The organism is Patiriisocius hiemis, assembly GCF_031846325.1.
Taxonomy (GTDB): Bacteria; Bacteroidota; Bacteroidia; order Flavobacteriales; family Flavobacteriaceae; genus Patiriisocius_A; species Patiriisocius_A hiemis.
Genome location: NZ_JAVRHZ010000005.1, coordinates 63,177 through 87,191 on the forward strand (window position 1 = coordinate 63,177; position 24,015 = coordinate 87,191).

28 protein-coding genes are annotated in these 24,015 nt (G+C 34.8%); 12 read left to right on the forward strand and 16 right to left on the reverse strand.

The window, feature by feature from the left end; all coding sequences use genetic code 11:
- Positions 1–4: 4 nt before the first annotated feature.
- From RM538_RS09230 to RM538_RS09265, 8 genes are all read right to left on the reverse strand, one after another.
- Positions 5–520 carry a hypothetical protein gene (locus RM538_RS09230; protein ID WP_311333141.1) on the reverse strand — a complete coding sequence of 172 codons (516 nt, stop codon included), beginning with the start codon at positions 518–520 and terminating at the stop codon, positions 5–7.
- A 12-nt stretch (positions 521–532) separates the two neighbouring features.
- The gene (locus tag RM538_RS09235; protein WP_311333142.1) at positions 533–1,252 is read right to left on the reverse strand and encodes a DUF2490 domain-containing protein; all 720 of its coding nucleotides are present in this window, start codon (positions 1,250–1,252) and stop codon (positions 533–535) included.
- 134 nt (positions 1,253–1,386) lie between these two features.
- Entirely contained in the window at positions 1,387–2,067 is a 681-nt protein-coding gene (locus RM538_RS09240; protein WP_311333143.1) for an aspartate/glutamate racemase family protein, read from the reverse strand.
- Between the two features lie 54 nt (positions 2,068–2,121).
- Positions 2,122–2,367 carry a thioredoxin family protein gene (locus RM538_RS09245; protein WP_311333144.1) on the reverse strand — a complete coding sequence of 82 codons (246 nt, stop codon included), beginning with the start codon at positions 2,365–2,367 and terminating at the stop codon, positions 2,122–2,124.
- A gap of 22 nt (positions 2,368–2,389) precedes the next feature.
- Positions 2,390–3,259 carry a DUF3365 domain-containing protein gene (locus RM538_RS09250; protein ID WP_311333145.1) on the reverse strand — a complete coding sequence of 290 codons (870 nt, stop codon included), beginning with the start codon at positions 3,257–3,259 and terminating at the stop codon, positions 2,390–2,392.
- A gap of 125 nt (positions 3,260–3,384) precedes the next feature.
- Positions 3,385–3,660: a heavy-metal-associated domain-containing protein gene (locus RM538_RS09255; RefSeq protein ID WP_311333146.1), complete on the reverse strand. Its 276-nt coding sequence runs from the start codon at positions 3,658–3,660 to the stop codon at positions 3,385–3,387.
- Positions 3,661–3,664: 4 nt separating this feature from the next.
- Positions 3,665–4,039 (reverse strand): rhodanese-like domain-containing protein, encoded by a 375-nt coding sequence (locus RM538_RS09260; RefSeq protein WP_311333147.1) that lies wholly within the window; start codon positions 4,037–4,039, stop codon positions 3,665–3,667.
- 185 nt (positions 4,040–4,224) lie between these two features.
- On the reverse strand, positions 4,225–4,884 hold the full coding sequence (locus RM538_RS09265) for a peroxiredoxin (RefSeq protein ID WP_311333148.1): 660 nt from the start codon (positions 4,882–4,884) through the stop codon (positions 4,225–4,227).
- A gap of 120 nt (positions 4,885–5,004) precedes the next feature.
- Between RM538_RS09265 and RM538_RS09270 the strand changes: the two genes are divergently transcribed.
- The gene (locus RM538_RS09270; protein ID WP_311333149.1) at positions 5,005–5,592 is read left to right on the forward strand and encodes a class I SAM-dependent methyltransferase; all 588 of its coding nucleotides are present in this window, start codon (positions 5,005–5,007) and stop codon (positions 5,590–5,592) included.
- Between the two features lie 56 nt (positions 5,593–5,648).
- Here the strand turns inward: RM538_RS09270 and RM538_RS09275 are convergent, their stop codons facing one another.
- From RM538_RS09275 to RM538_RS09295, 5 genes are all read right to left on the reverse strand, one after another.
- Positions 5,649–7,067 carry an MBL fold metallo-hydrolase gene (locus tag RM538_RS09275; RefSeq protein WP_311333150.1) on the reverse strand — a complete coding sequence of 473 codons (1,419 nt, stop codon included), beginning with the start codon at positions 7,065–7,067 and terminating at the stop codon, positions 5,649–5,651.
- Positions 7,068–7,079: 12 nt separating this feature from the next.
- Positions 7,080–8,492, reverse strand: a complete 1,413-nt coding sequence (locus RM538_RS09280; RefSeq protein WP_311333151.1) for an MBL fold metallo-hydrolase — start codon at positions 8,490–8,492, stop codon at positions 7,080–7,082.
- A 105-nt stretch (positions 8,493–8,597) separates the two neighbouring features.
- A complete protein-coding gene (locus tag RM538_RS09285) occupies positions 8,598–9,398 on the reverse strand; it encodes a sulfite exporter TauE/SafE family protein (protein WP_311333152.1) in 801 nt (266 codons plus the stop codon).
- Positions 9,399–9,458: 60 nt separating this feature from the next.
- Complete coding sequence (locus RM538_RS09290) at positions 9,459–10,085, reverse strand: Crp/Fnr family transcriptional regulator (RefSeq protein WP_311333153.1); 627 nt, start codon at positions 10,083–10,085, stop codon at positions 9,459–9,461.
- Entirely contained in the window at positions 10,069–10,371 is a 303-nt protein-coding gene (locus RM538_RS09295) for a DUF983 domain-containing protein (RefSeq protein WP_311333154.1), read from the reverse strand. The genes RM538_RS09290 and RM538_RS09295 overlap by 17 nt, the downstream gene beginning before the upstream one ends.
- 862 nt (positions 10,372–11,233) lie before the next feature.
- Here RM538_RS09295 and xerA point away from each other — a divergent pair.
- The 4 genes from xerA (at position 11,234) to RM538_RS09315 (ending at position 14,966) form a co-directional block, all read left to right on the forward strand.
- The gene (gene xerA / locus RM538_RS09300) at positions 11,234–12,217 is read left to right on the forward strand and encodes a site-specific tyrosine recombinase/integron integrase (RefSeq protein ID WP_311333155.1); all 984 of its coding nucleotides are present in this window, start codon (positions 11,234–11,236) and stop codon (positions 12,215–12,217) included.
- Between the two features lie 60 nt (positions 12,218–12,277).
- Entirely contained in the window at positions 12,278–12,817 is a 540-nt protein-coding gene (locus RM538_RS09305) for a TPM domain-containing protein (RefSeq protein ID WP_311333156.1), read from the forward strand.
- Between the two features lie 173 nt (positions 12,818–12,990).
- The gene (locus tag RM538_RS09310; RefSeq protein WP_311333157.1) at positions 12,991–13,986 is read left to right on the forward strand and encodes an AbiH family protein; all 996 of its coding nucleotides are present in this window, start codon (positions 12,991–12,993) and stop codon (positions 13,984–13,986) included.
- Positions 13,987–14,153: 167 nt separating this feature from the next.
- Positions 14,154–14,966 (forward strand): CPBP family intramembrane glutamic endopeptidase, encoded by an 813-nt coding sequence (locus RM538_RS09315; protein WP_311333158.1) that lies wholly within the window; start codon positions 14,154–14,156, stop codon positions 14,964–14,966.
- Between the two features lie 352 nt (positions 14,967–15,318).
- On the opposite strand, the gene RM538_RS09320 is transcribed toward RM538_RS09315, so the two are convergent.
- From RM538_RS09320 to RM538_RS09330, 3 genes are all read right to left on the reverse strand, one after another.
- A complete protein-coding gene (locus RM538_RS09320; protein WP_311333159.1) occupies positions 15,319–15,642 on the reverse strand; it encodes a hypothetical protein in 324 nt (107 codons plus the stop codon).
- Positions 15,643–15,951: 309 nt separating this feature from the next.
- Positions 15,952–16,821 (reverse strand): SDR family oxidoreductase, encoded by an 870-nt coding sequence (locus RM538_RS09325; RefSeq protein ID WP_311333160.1) that lies wholly within the window; start codon positions 16,819–16,821, stop codon positions 15,952–15,954.
- Between the two features lie 5 nt (positions 16,822–16,826).
- Positions 16,827–17,720: a nuclear transport factor 2 family protein gene (locus RM538_RS09330; protein WP_311333161.1), complete on the reverse strand. Its 894-nt coding sequence runs from the start codon at positions 17,718–17,720 to the stop codon at positions 16,827–16,829.
- Between the two features lie 154 nt (positions 17,721–17,874).
- Between RM538_RS09330 and RM538_RS09335 the strand changes: the two genes are divergently transcribed.
- From RM538_RS09335 to RM538_RS09365, 7 genes are all read left to right on the forward strand, one after another.
- On the forward strand, positions 17,875–18,321 hold the full coding sequence (locus RM538_RS09335; RefSeq protein ID WP_311333162.1) for a winged helix-turn-helix transcriptional regulator: 447 nt from the start codon (positions 17,875–17,877) through the stop codon (positions 18,319–18,321).
- Between the two features lie 207 nt (positions 18,322–18,528).
- The gene (locus RM538_RS09340; protein ID WP_311333163.1) at positions 18,529–19,023 is read left to right on the forward strand and encodes a hypothetical protein; all 495 of its coding nucleotides are present in this window, start codon (positions 18,529–18,531) and stop codon (positions 19,021–19,023) included.
- Positions 19,024–19,179: 156 nt separating this feature from the next.
- The gene (locus RM538_RS09345; RefSeq protein ID WP_311333164.1) at positions 19,180–20,022 is read left to right on the forward strand and encodes an AbiJ-NTD4 domain-containing protein; all 843 of its coding nucleotides are present in this window, start codon (positions 19,180–19,182) and stop codon (positions 20,020–20,022) included.
- 275 nt (positions 20,023–20,297) lie between these two features.
- Positions 20,298–21,470: a hypothetical protein gene (locus RM538_RS09350; RefSeq protein ID WP_311333165.1), complete on the forward strand. Its 1,173-nt coding sequence runs from the start codon at positions 20,298–20,300 to the stop codon at positions 21,468–21,470.
- 280 nt (positions 21,471–21,750) lie between these two features.
- Positions 21,751–22,083: a helix-turn-helix domain-containing protein gene (locus RM538_RS09355; protein WP_052405163.1), complete on the forward strand. Its 333-nt coding sequence runs from the start codon at positions 21,751–21,753 to the stop codon at positions 22,081–22,083.
- Between the two features lie 3 nt (positions 22,084–22,086).
- Positions 22,087–23,136, forward strand: a complete 1,050-nt coding sequence (locus RM538_RS09360) for a DNA cytosine methyltransferase (RefSeq protein WP_099570527.1) — start codon at positions 22,087–22,089, stop codon at positions 23,134–23,136.
- The gene (locus RM538_RS09365) at positions 23,133–23,975 is read left to right on the forward strand and encodes an NgoPII family restriction endonuclease (RefSeq protein WP_311333166.1); all 843 of its coding nucleotides are present in this window, start codon (positions 23,133–23,135) and stop codon (positions 23,973–23,975) included. The genes RM538_RS09360 and RM538_RS09365 overlap by 4 nt, the downstream gene beginning before the upstream one ends.
- Positions 23,976–24,015 lie beyond the last annotated feature (40 nt).

Genomic DNA, 24,015 nt, shown 5'->3' on the forward strand with positions numbered 1-24,015 from the left:
TTCTTTAAAAGGAATGTCCTACACCAAGCCCAATAGTTGTTGTACTAAATCCGTCAAAACGCTGGTCGTGAAAAAGCGTAGGCATTAGGTAGAAGTTCTTGTTGATTTCATATTCATATTCCAACCCAATGCGAGCCAAGAAAAAGGATTCGTTCTTTTCCAGCTCGACACCTGGCCCTATACTCATCACAAAACCATTGCCTATATGATAAAGCACATCGAGCGTAAATACCAAGGGATTTTCACGTTCAATGACTTCAGCATCATCTCTTTCCACTATAAAATTTTCAATTTCAATGTCATTATGTAGCCCAATACCCCATTTGTGATTGAACCAGTAATCTATGTCCAGTCCCCAAGATGGGATGTATAAATTTCCGTCCACACCATCACTATTAATATAGGTATGACCTAACACGGTGGCGATACGCAAGCCTTGACCAGAAGTGTGTTCTTCGTAAATATCTTCTTGTGCTACCATATTGGTAATAGCTAAGAGTACAATTAAGATAGTGAGCATAAACTTTTTCATTTATAAGGTGTAGATTAAACTGGTTTCCCAGACGTGATTTGTAATAGTGAAATTGTCCCTTGAAATATTTATATTATGGTAACCGGATGTAATAGTAATGTGTTCGCTTTCGCGAAAGCGAAATCCTATAAATATCCAGTTTTGATTCAGGTTTTTAGGTTGTAATCCCTTTTCAAAATCGAGAAAAACTTCATCATAAGCAACTACTGAAATGTCCTGCTGTATAAGAATGGGAACTGTGACTATAAATCGATATCGAAGTCTGCCAGAATAGTCCGTTCCTGAAATCGCCGACAGATTATCGACACTACCTACTTGTTCCTGAAAGCGCTCTTCAAATCGAATTCTGTGCGAGATATCGAAATACTTGACGTCCTGTTTTAGAAAGAGCTGTTGCCAGAGGTTGTTTTCTCTTGTATTTATTGGTGTACTAAACGCTGCATAGCTGTAGTTCTGAATGTTGGTATAGCCTACGGCTGCGGTAAGGGCGTCATCCAATTTGTATTGAATCGAAGGTCGTAAGACGATTTGTTCCCAATCTTGAAGAAAATTAGTTCTGCGGAAGTTGAACTCGGTTTTTAGAAATAGCTTCTCATTGAGATTTGCTTTTACAGTTATGGTGTTCCAGCTACTCGAATGTGTGAAGTCTTCACTTTGCCCAAGTAGCGTTTTACTTGCAAACAAAACCAAAATGAAAATGATAAGATTTGTTGTATTCATATTCGCCTACAAAATTAGGCGGCCATCACTACGCTTGCAGTAACTGGTGTTACACAAACGTAATTAAGTCAATAATTTTTAAAAGGATAACTACAGAGAAAAACGCTCTTTATCTATTGAATAAAAGATATTGGCTATTCGAGAATAAAATCAACCGCCATTTGCACGTGAAGATCCGTAGTGGAAAGTAGTTGTAGGTCACTATCATCTTTTTTGATGAGTATAGGTAGCTCGGTGCAACCCAATATGATACCGTCTGCTCCACGTTTTTTGAGCAATTGCATTTGGTTGAGAAAGAAGCTCTTTGCCTTCTCTGAAAAAACACCCTGCGTTAGTTCTTTTGAAACATACGTATGTGCCTGAGAGAGGCAATGTGCTTCTGGGATAATTGTATGAATTTGATATTTTTCTTTTAGGATTTTTGGAATAAATCCTTTGGTCATCGTCGGTTTGTTACCCAACAACCCCAATTTTTTAAGCCCAATTTTTTTGGCTGCTTTCCCTATAGCATCTGCAATATGAAGCATGGGAATATTTATTTTAGGCTGGACGTACTCATAAACCATATGAGGCGTGTTGGCACAAATAACAATAGCTTGTGCTCCTGCGATTTCTAACTTTTGGGCAATCATAAGATATTCCGAATTAATTTTATCTACGTCCTGAGAACGCATCAGTTCAATATTCAAACTGTACAATAACAATGGTGGATTGCCTTGTGTTCCTATTTCCTTTACCACCAATTCATTTATCATTCTATAATAAACAATGGTCGAGTGGTATGAAGTTCCGCCTATGAGTCCAATAAGTTTCATACTTAATCTATATTAGTGATAACAGCAGAAACAATTTCTGCATTTGACAACAAATTACGAATGCCATTTTATCTCTCCTTTCTGAAATAGCAACATTGTAGCCGTGCTATGAATTTGACATTGCTTCGCAATATCTTGATTTTCGTCCAGATTTATTTGAAGCACGTCCACACGTTTACCCAAATTGTTCTTTGCGTGTTTTAACACTAGGGTCAACATTTCACACGGGTCGCACGTAGTATTGAAAAAGTCGATTAAAACTGGTGTTTCTTGCGAAATGATGTTTTTGAAATTTTCCATATTATTCGCTTTTTTACTTTTCTTATTCCGTCTCGTCAAATTCTATCGCCCACATTCCGCGCACCTCGTTACTATCATAACCTGTCGCTTTATCATTAGGATATAAATCCTTAATAGTTGTAAGCACTTCAGGTTGTATGCTTTTATTAGGAATACCGTGGCATTGCAAACACATAGAATTTGTGGTTATGGGATAATAGAATGTATTGCGTCCGTTTTCCACTTCAGTTACAGGTTGATAGTCTTCGCCATTAGCAACTGCCTCTTTAAACTGTTCGATGATTTTTAGTTCTTTTGCACTAGCCAGATTTTTAGGATTCCGAGGTTTATCGCTTACCCGCTTTATGGTAGCATTTTGAGCCGTTGCCATACTATCTGTAAGGGGATAGGCGCGCACATTGCAAAATGTAACTGCCTCAACAGTTCCCTTTTTCTGAATGGTGCCCATAAGGTTTTTGCCCAATTCTTTTTTGGTGTTTAAGGCATATTCCAGACCTTTTTCTGCCGGTGATTTCTTTTCTTCAGCATTGGTAGCACCCATCTTTTTTCCATCATTGCGATACTTCATTTTGCCATTGCTTTCTTCCTCTATATGTTTTTTGAACCATTCGGGTTCATCAATTTTATAATCGTACATATAGGCTGCAATTTGACGGATTTCTTCTTCATTAAAAGGTTGATAAGGCATTACTCCAAACCTACGGACCGCACCTCTCATTTTAGACTTTTCTTCACTTGGTTTTTGTACAAATTTCCATATGGCATCGGTAAATTTTTCTTTAGTGATATTATCGGTCAGGTAATGCGATTTTATAGCCACCATGGGTGGTGCAATGCGCGCATCGTGATTTGTACTCGGGTTGTGGCATACATAACATTGGGTTTCCATCAATTTTTTTCCAGCATTACCTTGACTAACAATAGTATCAGTCAGATTAGCTGTTTGATACATCTGCGTCTTTTTTTGATTACAGCCTATGAATAGCAAAAGTGAAATACCTATAAAAAAGAAATACTTCATAAACTCAAGTTCATTTTTCCTGTCGCACAGCTAACAAAGGATTTTGCTTTATTCCTAATAGTATTCTCTAGTCCTTCTGGTGGATAACCCATTTGGGTAAGTGTTCGCTCTACAATTGCAAGGTCATTTACCGTCTCGTACGTGAAAGAAACTTCAGAAGAGCCATCACCTATCTGCACATCGTTTATGCCTGAAATTTTTAGTAATCGCACAGCAATACCATTTGTGCAACCACCACATTTAACATTTTGTAATTTGAGCGTTGTTTTCATCTTTTTAATTTTTATAGGGCCATTTCATATAGCCACCTTTTAAATCATAAATTTCTTTAAAGCCCATTACTTCCAATTTTTTAGCTGCCTGATAGCTTCGGTTACCGGAACGACAGTAGAGATAAACAGGTTGATCCTTATCTAACTTTTCAAATTCGCTTGTAAAGTTGTCTTGTTGAAAGAAGTCGATATTTAAAGCGCTTTCAATTGCGCCTTGATTGAATTCTTGAGCGGTTCTAACATCGACCAATTGAACATTGTTTTTCTCAATTGCTTTGTTGAAATCTGATGCGGCAAGAATTTTTATTGTGTCTGATTTTTGTGCATTTGCTCCAAATAGTGTACTAAATAGTGCCATAATTAAAATTATATTTTTCATTAAATGTGTTTCTTTTTCATTGTAAAATTAAGTAGCATAGAAGCAAGAGTCCGTAACCAATGTTACCATAGTCAAAAAAAAGCGACAATTACTTGCCGCTTTTCCACTAACCAACCATTGAGCCTATTTAAGAATCTATTGATTGAATTTTAAACAAGCTCGAACTAAAAACCAACCTTATTTAATTACAATGATTTTTTCGCCAGATAGAAGTCCACTTTCTCACAGCTTTCATCCTCCATTCTTGCTTTCATTTCGTCGAGTGTTTTTGGCGGTGGTACGATTACCTTGTCGCCTTTCTTCCAATCGAGAGGCATTGCTACGCCGTGTTCATCTGAGGTTTGTAGTGCTTCCAACGCTCTTAAAATCTCATCCATATTTCTACCTACGTTTAGTGGGTAGTACATTATCAAACGGATTTTCTTTTTAGGGTCGATAAAGAATACGGCACGTACTGCGGCTGTTTCGCTTTCATTGGGCTGTAGCATTCCGTAGAGCTTTGATACTTTCATATCAATATCCGCAATGATGGGAAAGTCAAAATAAACGCCTGTTTTTTCCTTGACGTTGCTTACCCATCCCAAATGCGAGTGTATGCTGTCTATGCTCAATCCCAGCAATTCTGTATTGAGCGCAGTAAATTCATCTTTACGAACTGCAAAGCCACTCATTTCGGTTGTACACACAGGTGTAAAATCGGCTGGATGCGAGAACATCACAATCCATTTATCCTTTGCAAAGTCGGCCATTTGCATATCCCCTTTGGTTGTTTTTGCTTTAAAATCGGGTGCTTTATCGCCTATTCTTGGCATTGTTTGCACTGTAGTTGTTTCCGTGTTTTCCATAATATTGTTTTTATTTATTGGTATAAAAGTATTAAGATTACTTTCCGAAAACAGTAACAAGCGTTACACAAACAAGGAATAGTTTCGGTTATTTTGCAGAAGCGCTATATCAACTTATATATGGATTACAAAACTACTTTTGACACATTGGGAAACGTTGACATTTATGTCATCGACCAAATATTGAAGGGTCGTTATCTAAATGGCCAATCTATTTTAGATGCTGGTTGTGGTAAAGGCCGAAATCTGAAGTGGTTCTATCAAAACGATTTTGAACTATTTGGAATAGATGCAAATTCTGAATTTTTATTAACTGCTAAACAAAATTACCCTAAAGCAGCTGAAAATTTGACGGTTGGCACATTGGATAATTTGCCTTACGGCGAAAACAATTTTGACCATATTTTATGCTGTGCCGTGTTACATTTCGCGGAAAGCGAAACCCATTTTACGACTATGTTTTCAGAATTGATACGTGTGCTGAAACCTGGTGGAATGCTGCTCATTAGGATGGCATCAAATATAGGGTTGGATGGCAATGCTCCTGAAATCAGATACAAGGAAAATGGAAAAAAAGGCACTTATTATTTAACGCGGGAACGTATCAATCAACTGATTATAGAATTTAGCCTAACACTTCTCGAATCTGTAAAGACGACTAATGTGCAGGATGTGCGGGCCATGACTACTTTGGTTTTGAGCAAATAAAAAAGTGACCGTTTCCAGTCACTTTTCTACTAATCAACTTAACTAAAAACCAATGTTTATTTCAATGTTGAAGGACACACATAGTCCGTGGTTTCAACGCCTGCTTCTTTAATGGCTTTAAAACCACCTTGTACATCTATTAAATTATGAATGCCGCGACTTTTCAAGATAGATGCAGCAATCATACTACGATACCCTCCAGCACAATGCACGTAAAAGGTTTCATTATCTGGGAACTCTGCAAGATGCTCGTTGAGTTCAGAAAGCGACGTGTGATGTGCGTTTACAACGTGCTCGCTCTGGAACTCGCCCGGTTTTCTCACATCAAAAACAGATACTTCGTTTTCTGAATCGTCCGTCACTTGTTTAAATTCGGCAGCAGGAATAGATGTAACCATATCGTATTCTTTTGACGCTTTTTTCCACGCCTCAAAACCACCATCTAAATAGCCTATTGTATTATCAAAACCAACTCTTGATAATCTTGTAATGACTTCTTCGATACGGTCTTTTTCTGCTATTAATAAAATAGGTTGTTTCACATCTTTGATTAAATCGCCCACCCACGGTGCAAAGCTTCCGTCTATGCCTATAAATATGGAACCTGGGATATGTCCTTTTGCAAAATCGCTCTGGTGTCTTGTGTCCAGCATTACTGCACCCGTTTCATTTGCAGCAGCCTCAAAGGCGTTTGGTGATAGTGCATTTTCGCCTTGAGCGATAACTTCTTCAATATTTTTATAACCTTCCTTGTTCATCTTTACGTTCAGCGGGAAATAGGCTGGTGGTGGTAACAGACCATCGGTTACTTCTTTTACGAACTCTTCCTTGGTCATATCGGGACGCAAAGCGTAATTCATTTCTCTTTGATTTCCCAAAGTGTCCACCGTTTCCTTCATCATATTCTTACCACAGGCAGAACCTGCACCGTGCGCTGGGTACACCGTAATGTCATCTGGTAAAGGCATTATTTTGTTGCGAAGGCTATCATATAGCGTTCCAGCCAATTCTTCCTGCGTCATATCTGCTGCTTTCTGCGCTAAATCCGGTCTTCCTACATCGCCAAGGAAAAGTGTATCGCCAGTAAATAAGGCGTGGTCTTTGCCATATTTGTCCCTAAGCAAATATGTGGTACTTTCCATCGTGTGTCCTGGTGTGTGCAGGACGACAAAAGTGAGCTCACCCAATTTGAATTCCTGTCCATCATTTGCTGTGATTGCATCAAAATTTGGATTCGCATTCGGTCCATAAATGATGGGTGCACCCGTTTTTTCTGATAAGGTTACGTGACCCGATACAAAGTCGGCGTGAAAATGGGTTTCAAAAATATATTTAATTTTTGCTCCAGCAGCTTCAGCCTTATCAATATAAGGTTGTACTTCACGTAATGGGTCAATAATGGCTACTTCGCCATTACTTTCAATATAGTAGGCTCCTTGTGCCAGACATCCTGTATAAATTTGTTCGATTTTCATACTATATTATTTTTAAAGTAACGTGGTAGGACAGATATATTCAGATTTTGGAATTTCTGTTTCTGCAAGTGCTTTGAAACCACCACGAACGTCAGTAATATTGTCCCAACCACGCTGTTTCAATATGGAAGCGGCAATCATACTGCGATAACCACCAGCACAGTGCAGATATACTGGACCATCTTTAGGAATTTCAGATAAATGCTCATTAATTTCATTTAGAGGAACATTCTCTGCTCCAATAATATGCTCCGAATCAAACTCGCTTTTCTTCCGTACATCAAAAATTACTGGTTTTTCTTCATATTTAGAAGCAATTGTTTTTACATCAATTCTTTCTACTGTATTAAAAGACTTATCGGCCTTATTCCAACTTTCGAAACCATCTTGTAAATATCCAATGGTGTAATCGTAACCCACTCGTGAAAGACGTGTAATGGCTTCATCTTCTTTCCCAACGTCTGTAATCAACAATATCTGTTGCTTTACATCGGGAATCAATTCGCCTACCCATTGCGCAAAGTTACCGTCCAACCCTATATTGATACTGTTTGGGATGAAGCCTTTTGCAAATTCTTCGGCATCTCTGGTGTCGAGCATTAAAGCACCTGTCTCATTTGCAGCTGCTTCAAAAGCTTCTGGATTGAGCGGTGTTTCTGCGCGATTCTTTACATCATCAAGACTATCATATCCCTTAATATTCATCAATACATTTTGTGGGAAGTAGCCCGGTGGTGTAGTGAGGCCTGTAAGTAATTCTTTAATGAATTCTTCTTTGGTCATATCCGGACGCAAGGCATAATTGTATTTTTTCTGGTTCCCTAAAGTATCTGTTGTTTCCTTACTCATCATTTTTCCGCAAGCAGAACCAGCTCCGTGATTAGGGTAAACGATTAAATCATCACTCAAGGGCATAATTTTATTACGAAGTGAATCATATAGGTGTCCAGCTAATTTTTCTTCAGTAAGTTCAGAAACAACATGCTGTGCAAGGTCTGGACGCCCAACATCTCCTATAAAAAGGGTATCTCCAGTAATGATGCCGTGTTCATTCCCTTTTTCATCTATAAGAAGATAAGTTGTACTCTCCATAGTGTGACCTGGTGTGTGGATTACTTTCACTTTATAATCTCCCACCTCAAAAACCTGATTATCTTCAGCCGTTATGGCTTCATAGGCAGGTGCAGCACCTGGACCAAAAACAATATCAGCGTCCGCTTTTTTATGAAGGTCTAAGTGACCACTTACAAAGTCTGCGTGAAAGTGTGTTTCAAACACATACTTAATTTTTGCATTGTCGTTTTTGGCGCGGTCCAAATAAGGTTCTACTTCGCGCAATGGATCAAAAATGGCAGCTTCGCCGTTGCTCTCAATATAATAGGCTGCGTGTGCCAGACATCCGGTATAAATTTGTTCTACTTTCATAATGTTTGAATTTATGCTTTCGCTTTTGTGGTTATTACACTTTCGCGAAAGCGAGATTATAAGTGTAAAATTAACTTGTCAAATTCTTTTTTTTGGTAACACAAGTTACATTACGAGCTCTTTATAAATAATGTAAACCCCCATAACCAGCACAAACCAACCAAAGGCCTTCTTGAGTTTTTTTCCGTCTATAAATTTGTTTAGCCAAATACCAATGAATATTCCCACTACCGAAATAGCTGTAAATATTAAAAGAAATGGCCAGTCGATATCGAGATTTTGTACGTCACCTAAGAAGCCTATGAGGGACTTGATAGCGATAATAAATAATGAGGTCGCCACGGCTTTTTTCATTGGTAGTTTAGCCAGCAAGACCAATGCAGGAATGATTAAAAACCCCCCACCTGCACCTACAATTCCTGTTATGATTCCTACAACGAGGCCTTCTATTATAATGAGTGGATAATTGTAGACTATTTGAGTATCTTCATCTATTTCCTTTCGCTTGTTGCGAATCATTGAAATTGATGCCAATAGCATTATAAAGGCAAAAAATAACATTATAGCCAAGTTCTTAGTGACCATAAAATTACCTATGTTGAAAAGTTCTTCAGGAATTATGGGGATTAAAAATGCTCTGGTAATATAAACTGCGATAAATGCCGGGATTGCAAATATGATGGCAGTTCTGAAATCGACCATTCCTTTAAACATATTTTTTATGGCGCCTACGAGAGATGTAGTTCCTACTACAAAAAGTGAGTAGGCTGTCGCAATCACAGGATTGAGCGTTAGGGCATATACCAAAATAGGTACAGTAAGAATAGAGCCACCACCACCAATTAAACCTAAAACGAGCCCTATTATGAGTGCTCCTATATATCCTAAAACTTCAACAATTTCCATTTGTCATTTTAATTATAGGACAAATATACTTGTAGGTTTAATTAGTGTTTGTAACCGATGTTACAGGACTTCGATAAAATTGCGGTGTAATTTTATTTTCTTATTATTTTCCATCTTTTTGAGTAGTCTTGAAACTACAACGCGACTTGTATGTAAGTCGTTAGCAATCTCTTTATGAGTAGTGTAGAGATGCTTGCTATTTAAAATTTCGATTTTATCCTGAATATAATTTTCCAAGCGATCATCCATATTGTTAAATGCTATGTTGTCAATACTCTCAAGCATTTCCATCATACGGTTATGATAGCTCGTAAATACAAAGTTTCGCCAAGTTTTATATTTACTGGACCATTCTTCCATTTTGCCAATTGGAATCATTAAGAGTTTAGCAGGTGTTTCGGTTATGGCGTGTATCTCACTTTTGGTATTGCCCATACAGCAGGTCATGGTCATCGCGCAAGTATCGCCTTTTTCAAGATGGTATAATAGTAATTCTTCGCCTTCATCATCTGGACGCATTATTTTGATACTACCAGATAGCAACAAAGGCATCGATTTTATATACTGTCCTGGTCTCATTAAATCTTGACCTTCTGGCACTTCCATAAAAGTACCTACTCGATTTATTTCTTCTATAAGTGCTGGCTCAAATTGTCCACCATAGTATTTTTTAAGTTCTTGAATCATTGTTTACTTGCTTTGCTATTGTAGGTTTGTACTTGAAAAAGAAATGCGCCCAGATTGATTTTGAGACTGCTCCAATGTAGGGCATCAATAAAAATAATCCTAGTACAATATAACCAAATATTGTAAGAGGGTGACTTGCCAAACCTGTAAAGTAAGTGAGCACGAATATAGCCACGCCCACCGCAATGCCTACAGCATAGGAAACATACATAGAACCCGTATAAAATGCAGGCTCAATTGAATATTGTAAACCGCATTTGGGACACTTTTCCTTAACCTTATTCATATTGGAAAGCCTGTACGGGTGTGCTTCGAGAAACTTTCCTTGTCGGCATTGTGGACATTTTAGAAACAATAAACTATAAAGATATGTTCTTTTCAAAATAATTTTGGATTTGAATACAATAATATGAGGAATTGAATTGATTGTTAGTAACAGTTGTTACAGAAAATGAAAAGAACATAAGTTATTCTCAAAAACGAAAGCGCTAAAAAAATATCTTACCTCGAAAAATGATAAATGACTCTGCAAACTTATCTCAAAGCATTAATTTTTTACTGAGAATCTAGAGCTTATAAGGTGAAAAGAAAGGTACAGGAGTTAGTATTTCCAAAGGTTTTAGTCGTGAACTAAAAAAAACAATATCTAACTAAGAAAGTAAATCGTTTATTTGAGCTAAAAGCAAGTATAGCAAAAGGTATAAAGGGTACTAAAACGAAGAAAGACAGCAAAAATGCTGACTTTCTTCTCTAGTAGCGGGAACTGGACTCGAACCAGTGACCTTCGGGTTATGAGTTCAAAGTTGAACACAAAAAAGGCATTTTTAACGCATTGCAACCCCCGCTATTATACTATCGTGTTCAAAAACGTGTTCAGTTTGGTGTTCGATAGATTAATAATAATTCAAATATACATTTAAAAATTAATTTATATATTGATATTAATTAATCATAATTTTAATTTTATGGTTTCAGTTAGTTTAGAACCAATTATTCATAGATCGAAAAACTGCATTGCTGTAAGTTTCAAATTTGATTTTAACACCAAAGAATACATTAAAAAATTTGACGGTATTTATTGGTCAAAAACCTTAAGGACATTTTACTTTTATTTTCAAGAATCTAGACTTGATAACTTTAAAAAACATTTGAAGAAAGGGGGCATTCTTCTAATAAATGATTTGACTACTAATGATGATTTCACGATAAAAAAAAGTGAACATCAAGGTTTAAAACCTTTAAATAAAGAAAAAAGAATATTATTTCAACACTTTGTTAAGTTCTTAAAAGGAAAAAGGTTTAGCGAGAGTACCGTTACAACTTATAGTGGATTTGTTCAAAATTTTTTACGCTTTACAACTAACAAAAGTCTTAGTGAACTAAATGAAAATGATGTTAGACTATATATAGAATGGTGTGTTGGAACTTTAAATTATTCTGTAAGTACCCACAGGCAAATGGTAAGTAGTTTAAAACACTTTGCTTACTTTTATCCTGCTTGTTCGATTAATGTTGAAAAAATACACATGCCACAAAAGGACAAAAGACTTCCAGTTGTATTAAACTTTAATGAAGTTTTAAGCCTATTACAAACCACTAAAAACTTAAAACATAGAGTTGTAATTGCAATGCTATATGGTTCGGGGCTTAGAGTTGGAGAACTTATAAGTTTAGAATTAAAAGATTTTGACTTTAAAAGATTGCAATTGCATATTAGAAATTCTAAAGGAAGAAAGGATAGATATGTAACGATAGCCAAATCTATTTTTCCACTAATTAAAAATTACTACAATTCCTATAGTCCTAAGAAATATTTTATAGAAAATCCAAAAGGTGGAAAATATAGTGCATCCTCAGTTAGAGCATTTTTAAAACAGAGTTGTAAACTAGCAAATATTACAAAAAGAGTAACTCCTCACACACTAAGGCATAGTTATGCAACACATATGCTAGAAAATGGAATTGATATTAGATACATACAAGAATTACTAGGTCATAGTAGACCAGAGACTACTATGATATATACTCATGTTACGAAAAAAGATTTACAAGAAATTAAAAGTCCGTTGGATAGTATAGTAACAAAGTTATCTTTACAGGATAACGTTAACAAAAAACTCACGTTATCCTGACATAGTTACGGGATAACGTTAATAAATATAATCATATAACACGTTGCCAACAATACGAAAATGAAAATCGGAACTAAAATATTAATCCTTTTCTTAACTTTAAATTTTCTTTCCTGCAAAGGAATTGCTCAAGAAACGGAAACTAAAAAAACGACAACTGAAATTGATTTTTCGAACACAGAAAAAAGTTCTATTCCAAAACCAATTGGAATTATAAATGATTACGGAAAAATTTTCACGGAATCACAACGAACTGAATTATCGAAAATACTTTATGATTACGATATTGAAACGACAAGACAAATTGTTGTGGTTACAGTTGACAGCATAAAACCATATAACGATATCCAAAAATTCGCAACGGATTTAGGACAAACTTGGGGAGTTGGAACGGCTGAAAAAAATAACGGATTGACAATAGTTGTGTGTAATCCTTGCAGACAAATCGGAATTGCAACTGGAACTGGAACTGAATTGATTTTGACTGACGAAGTTTGTAAAAAAGTAATTGACGAAAAAATAATACCTGAATTTAAAAACGGAGAATTTTATAGCGGAATTAAAAAAGGTGTAATAGAATTAATAGAAAAGTGGAAATAAGTACTGTTGGCAACACCGTATATAATTTATTGCTGGTTCTAGCCTACTTACGAAAATCCTCGCGGATTTTCTATTCGGTTTTTATTTGCTAAATTACGTGCTAAACCACGCAACAAACCATATACAAACACGTTAGCAACAAGGCGAAAGAAACCAATTAAAACCAGAACTGAATGCAAATACTTTACATCATTGGAAACGGATTTGACCTAAATTTAGATTTGAAAACAAGTTACAATGACTTTTACAAGTATTATGAAACAGTTGAATCTAAAAACCCAAATGTTCAGAAACTTAAAGAACATATTTCTAAAACTTATGATAGTTGGGCAGATTTAGAATTGGCTCTCGGCGATTACACTCAACATTTAAAAAAAATTGAGGAATTTGATGATATTACTCTAGACATAGGAGAAGAACTTTCTAAATATTTACGACTTGAGGAACAGAAGTTGGAAAATTACACATTCGACCAACCAAAATTTTTTCAATATTTAAGCTATCCGGAAAATCTTTTCTTACCTGCCGACAAGGAAGTTCTTGTTGCTAAAAAACGGAAATGGGCAAATCATCAATGGGATTTAAATATCTTTACTTTTAACTACACTACAGTAATTGAGAAAATATTCGGAGAGAAAACACAAAATGTTTTACTTGCAAATCACAATGGTAATGCTTCCATTAAACTTGGACAAATAAAGCATATTCACGGTTATTTGGACAATGATATGGTACTTGGGGTGAATGATATTTCACAAGTTTCAAATCAAGATTTTCATAAAGACCGTGATATTTTAGAGTCTCTGATAAAAAGTGAATGTAATAAAGCAAATAGAAATAATATTGACCGACAATTTACAGCCAAAATTAATTCTGCAAACTTAATTTGCATTTTTGGCTCATCGATTGGAGATACAGATAATAAATGGTGGGAATTAGTTGGTAAAAGACTAAAAGCAGAAGACTGCCATTTAATAATTTTTACTAAAGGAGAAGAAATACCACCACGAATTCGCCATATGCAAGCTCGAGCAGAAAGAAACTTCAGAGATTTGTTCTTGAATAAAACAAATTTGTCTGAAAAAGAAATGGAGTTAGTTGAAAATAAAATTTTCATTGGGCTGAATACAGGAATATTCGACGGAATTAAAAAGAAAAAAACAAAATAAAGCCCAGTTGCTAACACCGTATAAAATTAATTGCTAGTGCAAGCTTACTTACGAAAATCCTCGCGGATTTTCTATTCGGTTTGTATTTGCTAAATTAGGTGCTTAAAACACGCAACTAATCTTATACAAACACGTTAGCCTTTATTAAAAAATACTGTGAACAATAAATGAACTTATCTTTACCAAAACCTATAATACGTAATCAAGAGAATCAGACAAAATTCCGATGGAAAACCTTTTGGTGCTTATTAGTTATGTTTGTTGTAGCAGCTATTGTTAATATACCTCATTCTAGAGCTGTTAAAGAATTAACTTCTAAAGCTAATGAGTTGGAGAACTCTTCAATGCTTCAATCAATAGTTTCAAATGGAATTACGGCTTTAATTTTGGGTTCTATCCTTATTTGGATTGGATTATGGATATCTTCTAAAGCAAACCTTGGAGCACCTTTAATTGTAGAAAAATTATCTGGAAAAACATTTTCTCAGGTTTTTAATAAAAAAATAATAACTACAAGCATTCTATGTGGCATTATTTTAGGAATAGTAATTTTAGTATTACTTAAAATTCAGGAATTAATAATTCCAATGGGAGTTCCAAAAGCCAAACATCCTTCAGCAATACCTAGCCTATTCGCTTCTTTTTCAGCTGGAATTACTGAAGAGATAATATTCCGTTTAGGAATTATGTCTTTAATAGTAACTGCAATTAAATACATTATTAAAGCAAAAACTGCTTTCAATGGAATAGTATGGACTGGGAATATAATAACTGCTTTTTTATTTGGACTTATACATATTCCAATGTCAAGTAATTATTTCGACCAGACACCAATCGTAATCGGAACTATAATATTAGGAAATGTAATTACAGGAACAACATTTGGTTGGATATTTTGGCGTTATGGTCTGGTTATGGCAATGTTAGTGCATTTTATTTCTGATATTGTCCTTCACGTAATTGGTTCACCATTTGGCTAAAAAAAGAATAAATTATGAAAAAAACAAAGGCTAACACCGTATATAATTTATTGCTAGTTCTAGCCTACTTACGAAAATCCTCTCGGATTTTCTATTCGGTTTGTATTTGCTAAATTAGGTGCTTAAAACACGCAACAAACCATATACATCACGTTGTACACAATACCAAAACAGAACGTGAAACAACTGACAAACGAGGAAATTGATAAAAATATTACACCACTATTATTAGGAAATTTTGAAATGCATATTGCACAAGCTATTAGAAAAGGAAATATGTCTGAAATAGAGATAGTGGAATATCACTTGAAAATGTTAAAAGGGGTCGAATATATGGTAAAAAATTATAACCCTAAAGACCATCAACGTAAGTCTTATGTAAATTTTCAAATTCATTACTCATTTGAGAATATGTTTGATTAAGATTGAAATTTACAACATTGTTAGGATGTTGAATAACAACACCATTGACAATTTTAGACTCTTGTGAAGGAAAATTTTTATCTATATATTTAACCAATCTGACTTTTTTAAGTTCTATCTCATTTTTGACTTCGGATTCTTTATAGTCCTCTGACGAAAGTTCATCTAAATACTCTGAAAAGTCTTGTAGAACGGAATTAAAAAGCTCTTTAAATTTAGTCACTTCTTTTTCTAATATTTCTTTATCAGTCATAATTAAATATTTTCTGACTAAATTAGAAAACTAAATCGGACTGACAAGCGAAGTGGAAAATAAAAGTACTGTGTACAACACCGTATATAAAAAATAAAGGCAACAGTTCTCTGCCTAAAGTGAGAGCAAATATTTAACAGCAACAACGTCCGAAAAGCATTGAAAATCAACCCTTTACTTTTCATATACAAACACGTTGTAGCCAATTTGACAAAAATCCAGCATTTTAATTACAAACAAGGCTGAAATAAAAAAATCACAAGTGCCGAAACCTTTGTGATTATATTTGATTATTTGAAAGTGGATTGGTTATGCTGAAACGCCACCAAGTACATTTTCTAACTGCATTTCTTTAAGAACTCTATCTTGAATAGGTTGTGTCAATTTGTTAATTTCATCAACGCCCCAAGTAATTCCAACGACCGTTCGAGTTGGACGACTGCCAAAAGGCGTTTCGGCTAATTTCAGATAAGCATCCACTACCCATTGTGGGTCTGGAGCATCTTCACTTTGCAACATTTGAGCAAAATTTTCGCCCATTGCAGCTGGTACACCTGCCAATTCACCGTAAGTATCAAGAACTTCAGAATGTGCAGGAGCCTGACCAGAAGCCAACAATCCTGTTCCAAAAGGTCCAGGTTCTACCATAACGACATCAACGCCAAACGAAGAAACTTCATAACGTAATGCTTGCGAATATCCTTCCAAAGCGTGCTTTGTAGCGGTGTAAGTTCCAAAGAACGGTGGAGACATACGGCCAACTAACGAAGATGTGTTTATTATTAAACCTTTGCCAGCTTTACGCATACTTGGCAAAACTGCTTGAATGGTTCTGATTGCACCAAAATAATTGGTTTCCATTTGAAATTTTGCTTGCTCAACGCTATAGGCTTCCGTAATGCCGATGTACATAATACCTGCATTATTAATTAGAATATCAATATTTTCTGCTTCCGAAAAGATTGTATTCATTGCATTTGTAACAGACATATCATTGGTTACATCCATATCTACCACTTTTATGTTAGATGAATATTCTTCCAATTCTGTTTTAACCTTAAGGTTTTTTCCGTTTGGATTTCGCATTGTTGCGAATACCTTGTCGCCTTTATCGGCAAAATCTTTAGCGGCTTTTAGTCCAAAACCACTACTACTTCCTGTGATAATTATATTTTTCATTTCTATTAATTTTTAAAACCAAACATTCCGTTATTATGAGCCAATCCTTCGGTTGGTATTTCTTGAATCACATCCCAATGTTCTACGATTTTACCATCTTTCATTCTGAACAAGTCGTAAAATGCGTGTTTTTTACCACCATTCCATTCACCTTCGCTTACTGTGAGCACGAAGTTGCCTTCACCTAATACTTTGTGGATTTTGGTATATTTAAACATATTATTTTGAGAGGTTAGATATTCAACGGCTTCCACAATTCCGTTTAATCCATCTTTAATTTGTGGGTTGTGTTGATCGTATTGTTCTGCACTTATGTATTCAGTTATCTTGCTGGGATTTTTACCCATCAAAACATCTTCAATAAGGGAAACTGCCAAGGCTTTATTTGCTTCTGTTTTATCTAAATCTTCAACGGTTGTTGGACCATCAGTTTGTGTTCTTCCACTCGCCGTTTCTTTACCCAAAACAGTCATTGCATCCCAATGCTCTGCTACTTTTCCGTTTTCATCAACACGTATAATATCAAATGCTACCATTTCATCTGCACCAAATGGTTTTGCATTATGCCAAATGTTATGCATAAATACATAGTTACCGTCTTGAAATAGTCGAACGTTTTCAGCGTATGTTCCGTTTTCTTTTAAAACTGGCAATAGACCTATAAATGGTTCAAGTCCTGTTGGAACGAATGGATTGTGCTGTATATAATCTGCATTGGCAAATTTTCGCATTTTCTCTGCATCTTGTTTGGCTACAGCACCCAAGAAATTGCCTACGATTTCTTTGTTGTTCATTGTTTTTTCTTGTGATTGATTACTCTCGCTTGTTGCATTTGTTTTAGATGTGTTGCAGGAAGCAAGAATACCTGCTAACACAAATACGGTGAGTACCTTTTTCATTGATTTCATTTTTTATTAATATTTATTACTTGTAATTCGCAAGCAAAAATATAACATTACTTTTAAAAAGCAAGTAATTAATTAAATTAATTTCATTTTGCAAGTAAAAAATATAATTTGTTACCTTTGTAGCCGATAAAAGGAATAAAAGAGAATGGAAACAAAATTTAGATGCAATTGCCCTTTTACTTCGGCTTTAGATATTATAGGCGATAAATGGATGTTGGTTATCGTGAAACAGATGCTTATAGAAAACAAGCAAACTTTTAAAGACTTTACAGAAAGTGATGAAGGAATTGCTACCAATATATTGACTGCGAAATTGAAACAACTTGAGGAGTTTGGAATTATTATCAAAACCAGACTTCCGAACAATAAGAAATCTAATATCTATCTTTTAACCGAGAAAGGATTGGCAATGATACCAATAATCATTGAACTAGGCATTTGGAGCGACAATCATTTAAGAGATTTGAATCCGACTATCGTAAATGGAAAAGGGATGGAATTATTAAGAACCAATAAAGCGGAATTTGGAAGAGTAATTGAACAGCAGTATCGAGAAAAACTGGCTACAACAACGTATATAACTCATAGCTAGTCAGTTGCTTTGACGAAGTTAATGCATATTTGCCAGTCCGCCAAATTTTTTAATTTGGCTTATTGAGAAAAAAGGTAATAAGAAAAATTAAAAAATTCGGCTCGTGCTCAATCCGAAAATATTTTCATAATTTGCACGTTACGAGCCATATACAAAACCGTTGTGCGGCATGCAAAAACGACCGACAGAAATTAGAAGAAGTCAAATATGAGCAATCAAAAAATAGACCTTGACAAAATGATGGTTGATGAATGGCGAAACCTTGGCTTCTATTACGACCGTGACGACAGAATAGATGTTAATCAATGGAGATTTTATGGTAGCAAGAAAGGATTTCAAAACTTTGTGAGTCTGCTAGAAAAGTACACGAATAACCCTCAAAACGAAATTATTTCGGAACACGGCCATTTTGGACCTTATAGTTATCTTAAAATAATGACTTGGGACAAACCTGTAATAACAGAAGACTACATTGCCGGAACTATTCAGGATTTGAAAAATTTACAACAAATTATTGCAGATAAACTAAGCACTTCGCGACCAGGTCAGACTTTTAACATTGACAAGGATTATGGACAAGACAATACAATCACAGCAAAGTTTTTTGTGATGTCAGATGATTTTGACCCATATACAATGGACGAACTCATTGTTTCAGGTCGTCAAAATATTGTGAACGAAAATATGAACCAGAAAAAATAAAAAGCACGACCGCACAACATCGGCTATAGCAAATGCGGGCTGACTGCTTAAAAATGAAGATATTACAACTAAATGGAATCACGGTAGGCGGACAAGAAAGCGGCTTCGAAATCCCGCACTTGCCATAGCCAGGGCCGTTGGCAATAATTTATTTAAATGAAATTTTCACAAAGAATTGGAAAAACAGATGTTCGAGAATCAATACAAATTGAGTCTATCGATGAAAAATTATCTAATCGCCTTTGGAATACCTTATTACGAGATTTTTTCAACCACCTTAGCACTTACTCAGATCATTCCTCCGATTCATATAAGGGAAAAGTATTATTAATGATATGGACAGAATATTTTGGCAATCGCTCAGATAAAATTGAATCTTTTGATAACGGATATGTCTATACCGCTGGAACCATGAATTATATAAGTCAATATTTTTTTAGTGCCAAATGGTATGAAAAATATGATTTTATAGAATTTATGGCAGCACTCGATGAAGCAATAACTAACTATGGCTTGACCGTCCATTTAAATTCAGCATTGGAACAAGAAATGGCTGGTTATAGAATTGTTGAAGATAAAATTATTCAGATTACTTCGGCTGAGGAAATTTCGGCAATAGAAGAAGCCATTAACAATTCGCAATGGGAGCCTGTAAAAAAACATTTAAGTTCTGCTTTGGAGTTTCTTTCCCATAGAGAAAATCCAGATTATAGAAATTCAGTAAAAGAATCTATTTCCGCTGTAGAGTCTTTGTGTATTATTATAACGGGAGATAAGAAAACAACACTTGGAAAAGCTTTAAGCATTATAGAATCAACGTATAAAATTCACGGGGCATTAAAACAGGCCTTTTCTTCGTTATATGGTTACACAAGTGATTCAGGAGGTATAAGACATTCACTTCTCGAAGACGATATTGAGGTAACTATGGAAGATGCAAAATTTATGTTAGTATCATGTTCTGCTTTTATCAATTATTTAAAAGTTAAAATTAAATAATAAACTATTGCCAACAATGCATATAGCAAAGCGGTCACTCTCGGCTCAAATTAAATTCCCTAACTTTATCAAAAACAAATAAAACGGATAGAAACGTATTGGCGGCGCCACTGCCCTAGCTGATTCGCACGCAGAGACAAGCTCTGCTGCCAGCATCCCGCTGAAGCGGGATCGCCCTTCCGAATCAGCCGCGCGGCACCCGCCTAGCCATATGCAAGACCGTTACCTGCAAGCAAATGAACAAACTGCAAATCATCATCATCCCGCTTTTATTGTTGGTTCAGACTATATTTTCTCAAACCAAAGAAATAAAAGGAGATACTGCTTATTGGTACAAAAGGAATGTCGAATTTCATAAGACATTGGACTTAAAAGATTTTGAAAAATCAGAAAATGACTTCAATTTTAGATTTTGGAATCACGGACAGGTAATTGAAATATCAAAAGATAGTTCTGTTATAAATGGAGCAATTGTAAATTATATTTATCATACCAAAAAAGCTAACAGAAGTAAAACCAAAACATTTACGAATAAAATTCTACTGACATTAAAACAATCACTAAGCGTCTATAATATTATACAAAATTCCAAAATCTTAGAACTTCCGTCCGATAAGGATATAGAAAAATGGAGTCAAGGAATGGATGGAATCACATATATTATAGAGCATTCGGATAAAAAAAATTACTGGTACAAAAACTATTGGACACCATCTTCACAAGATTCAATTCCTGAGGCAATTATAGTTTTAGGCTTAGTAAAAAAACTGTCCGATACTTTAAAGCTCAAAGAGGTCTACAAAGAATTTAAAGAAACACTACCAAAAAAAGGTTGTTACAATTCTGGAGGAATGATAAATATGTGTTACATATCAAATTCTTTAGAATTAGGATATACTGGAGCTACAAAATTACCTTTAGGTTTTTACACTTCTTATTCTGCGACATACATAGGTAAAACAAAAATTAACGGAAGTAGCTCGTTACAGTACAACTTCGATAACAACGGATTTCATCATCTAAATTTTCGAATAGCCAAATGGAATATATTTCATAAAAAATCTAATCTTTCAGATTTTATAGCATATAATTATCAGAATAGAAATGTCAATATAGATGACAAAAGAAATAAATTTGAAAATCATCAAATTAAATATGGATTAAATCTTAAAAAGAACTTTGGTCTAGGAGTTGGATTAGATTATTTGACTAGGAATAATAATATAGTCGGAGGTCATTTTTATGCTTCTAAATGGTTTTCAAAACTAAAAATAAGCACGACATTTGAAACATCAGTATTTAAAAATCAAATTAATTACAAAACTGAAATTTTCAAGGCTATTAATTTTAATAGCGAATTTCCAGTAAATAGAATTTCTTTTGGAATTGGTTACGAGGATTTTATGGAATATAAAGATTTGTACTTTAGCTTTAGAATACTGATTTGAGAAATGCCAGCAGGTAACACCGTATATAATTTATTGCTAGTTCTAGCCTACTTACGAAAATCCTCGCGGATTTTCTATTCGGTTTTTATTTGCTAAATTACGTGCTAAACCACGCAACAAACCATATACAAACACGTTGTGTTTCATACTGACCAGCCGCAATTTTAGCACTTTCGGTTTTTGCCAAAGCTCAATTCCAACGCTAGAAAAACCAAAAGAGCTAAAATTTCCCAACGCTCGAATTGAATATTCCAATTAAAATATTTAGATTTGTCAAAAAATGACAAGTCTTATGAAAACCACATTTGGAGAATACATCCGACTTTTACGAAACGAAAACGAATTGACTTTAACTCAACTTGCAGCTAAACTAAATTTAGACTCTGCAAATTTGAGTAAAATCGAAAATGGAAAGCGAGATTTTGACGAAAAACGCTTACCAAAACTTGCGAAAATCTTCAAACTGAATCTTACAGAATTGCGGAATGAATATGTGACTGACCAAATTGGAAAGCATATTTACGAGACAAATTGCACAAAACAGCTTTTACAAGTTGCAGAGGAAAAAGCAGAATATCGCAGAACACTTAATAAATCACTTCAAACACAATAAAATATGAAAATAGTATCTTTCTTCGCAGGAGCTGGCGGACTTGATTTAGGCTTTCAGCAAGCTGGTTTTAATGTTATTTGGGCAAACGAATATGACAAAGAAATTTGGGAAACTTATGAGAAAAATCATCCAAACACGATACTTGACAAAAGAAGTATTGTAAATATACCAGCTGATGAAGTTCCAGAATGCGATGGAATAATTGGAGGTCCTCCTTGCCAAAGTTGGAGTGAAGCTGGAGCAGCAAGAGGAATTAAAGATAAAAGAGGTCAATTATTTTATGACTTCATAAGAATATTAGAAGCTAAACAACCAAAATTCTTTTTAGCAGAAAATGTTAGTGGAATGTTGATTTCTAAACACACAGAAGCTTTAGAAGGAATTAAAGAACTTTTTAGAAATGCAGGAATAGGATATGAACTTTCTTTTCAAATGCTTAACGCATCTGATTATAATGTTCCCCAAGACCGAAAAAGAGTTTTTTTTATCGGAATTAGAAAAGACTTGAATTTTAAATATCAATTCCCAACTGAAACTTTCCCAAAAATACCGCTTGAAGATGTTATATCTGATTTACAAGAAGGTGTTTTACCAGCTTTAGAATACAACAATACCAATGGAGATAATTGTGCAGTTCCAAATCACGAATATATGATTGGAAGTTTTTCAACAATCTTTATGTCAAGAAATAGAGTAAGAAGTTGGGATGAGCAATCTTATACAATTCAAGCAGGTGGAAGACACGCACCTATTCATCCACAAGCCCCAAAAATGAAGTTTATAGAAAAGAATAAAAGAATTTTTGTTCCAGGAAAAGAACATTTATACAGAAGATTAAGTGTAAGAGAATGTGCAAGAATTCAGACTTTTCCGAACGACTTTATTTTCCATTATAAAAAAGTTGCAGCAGGTTACAAAATGATTGGAAATGCTGTCCCTGTCAATTTAGCAAAGTTTTTAGCAAATAGCATTATGGAACAAATTAAAGCTAACGATAAAACGAATAAAGCAGTCAAAAAGACTCAAAAACTAAAAGAAGCAATTGCAGTATGACAAATATTTTAGAAGCGATTTACAATATTGTTAATCATAAAAATTTTGCTATCCGCGAATTTTATTCAGGTAGAAATAGAGCGAATAGTATGGGAGAAGCTCTTGAAAACTATATTAAAGATGCTTTTGCTGACACATTTGATTCTGATGACGAGCAAAGTCGATTAAAAACTTATAATCAAGAGTTTTCTTGGTTGGGTTCTCAAAACAATCCGCCAGATATTATGATAAAAGGTGGAGATGCAATTGAGGTTAAGAAAACTCAAAGTGCAAACAGTAGTTTGGCTTTAAACAGTAGTTATCCTAAAACTGATTTAAGGCATACAAGTCCGATGATAACAAGTGAATGTAGAGATTGTGAAAAATGGACAGTAAAAGATTTAATTTATTGCGTTGGACACACATCTGACACAAACATTAAGTCTTTATGGATGGTTTATGGAAGTTCTTATGCAGCAAAACACGAAACTTATCAAAGAATAAAAACAACCATTTCAGATGGAATAAAAACTATTCCTGACGTTGTTTTTGCTGATACAAAAGAATTAGGCAGAGTTAATCAAGTTGACCCATTAGGAATAACCAACTTGAGAATTAGAGGAATGTGGCAAATTGAAAACCCAAGAAAAGTGTTCAATTATTTACACGAACCAACAGACAAAGACTTTGAATTAGTTTGCATAATTCCATTAGAGAAATATAATAACTTTCCGAATGAAAGTAAAAGTAAACTTGAAGGAATAACTGAAAAAGGATTTAGTATTGAGGATAAGCAAATAAAAAATCCAAATAATCCTGCAAAATTAATGGACTGTAAACTGATAAAATTATGTGTGTAAGCCAACGCTAAAAGCCATACACATTTGCAATTCGCTTCAG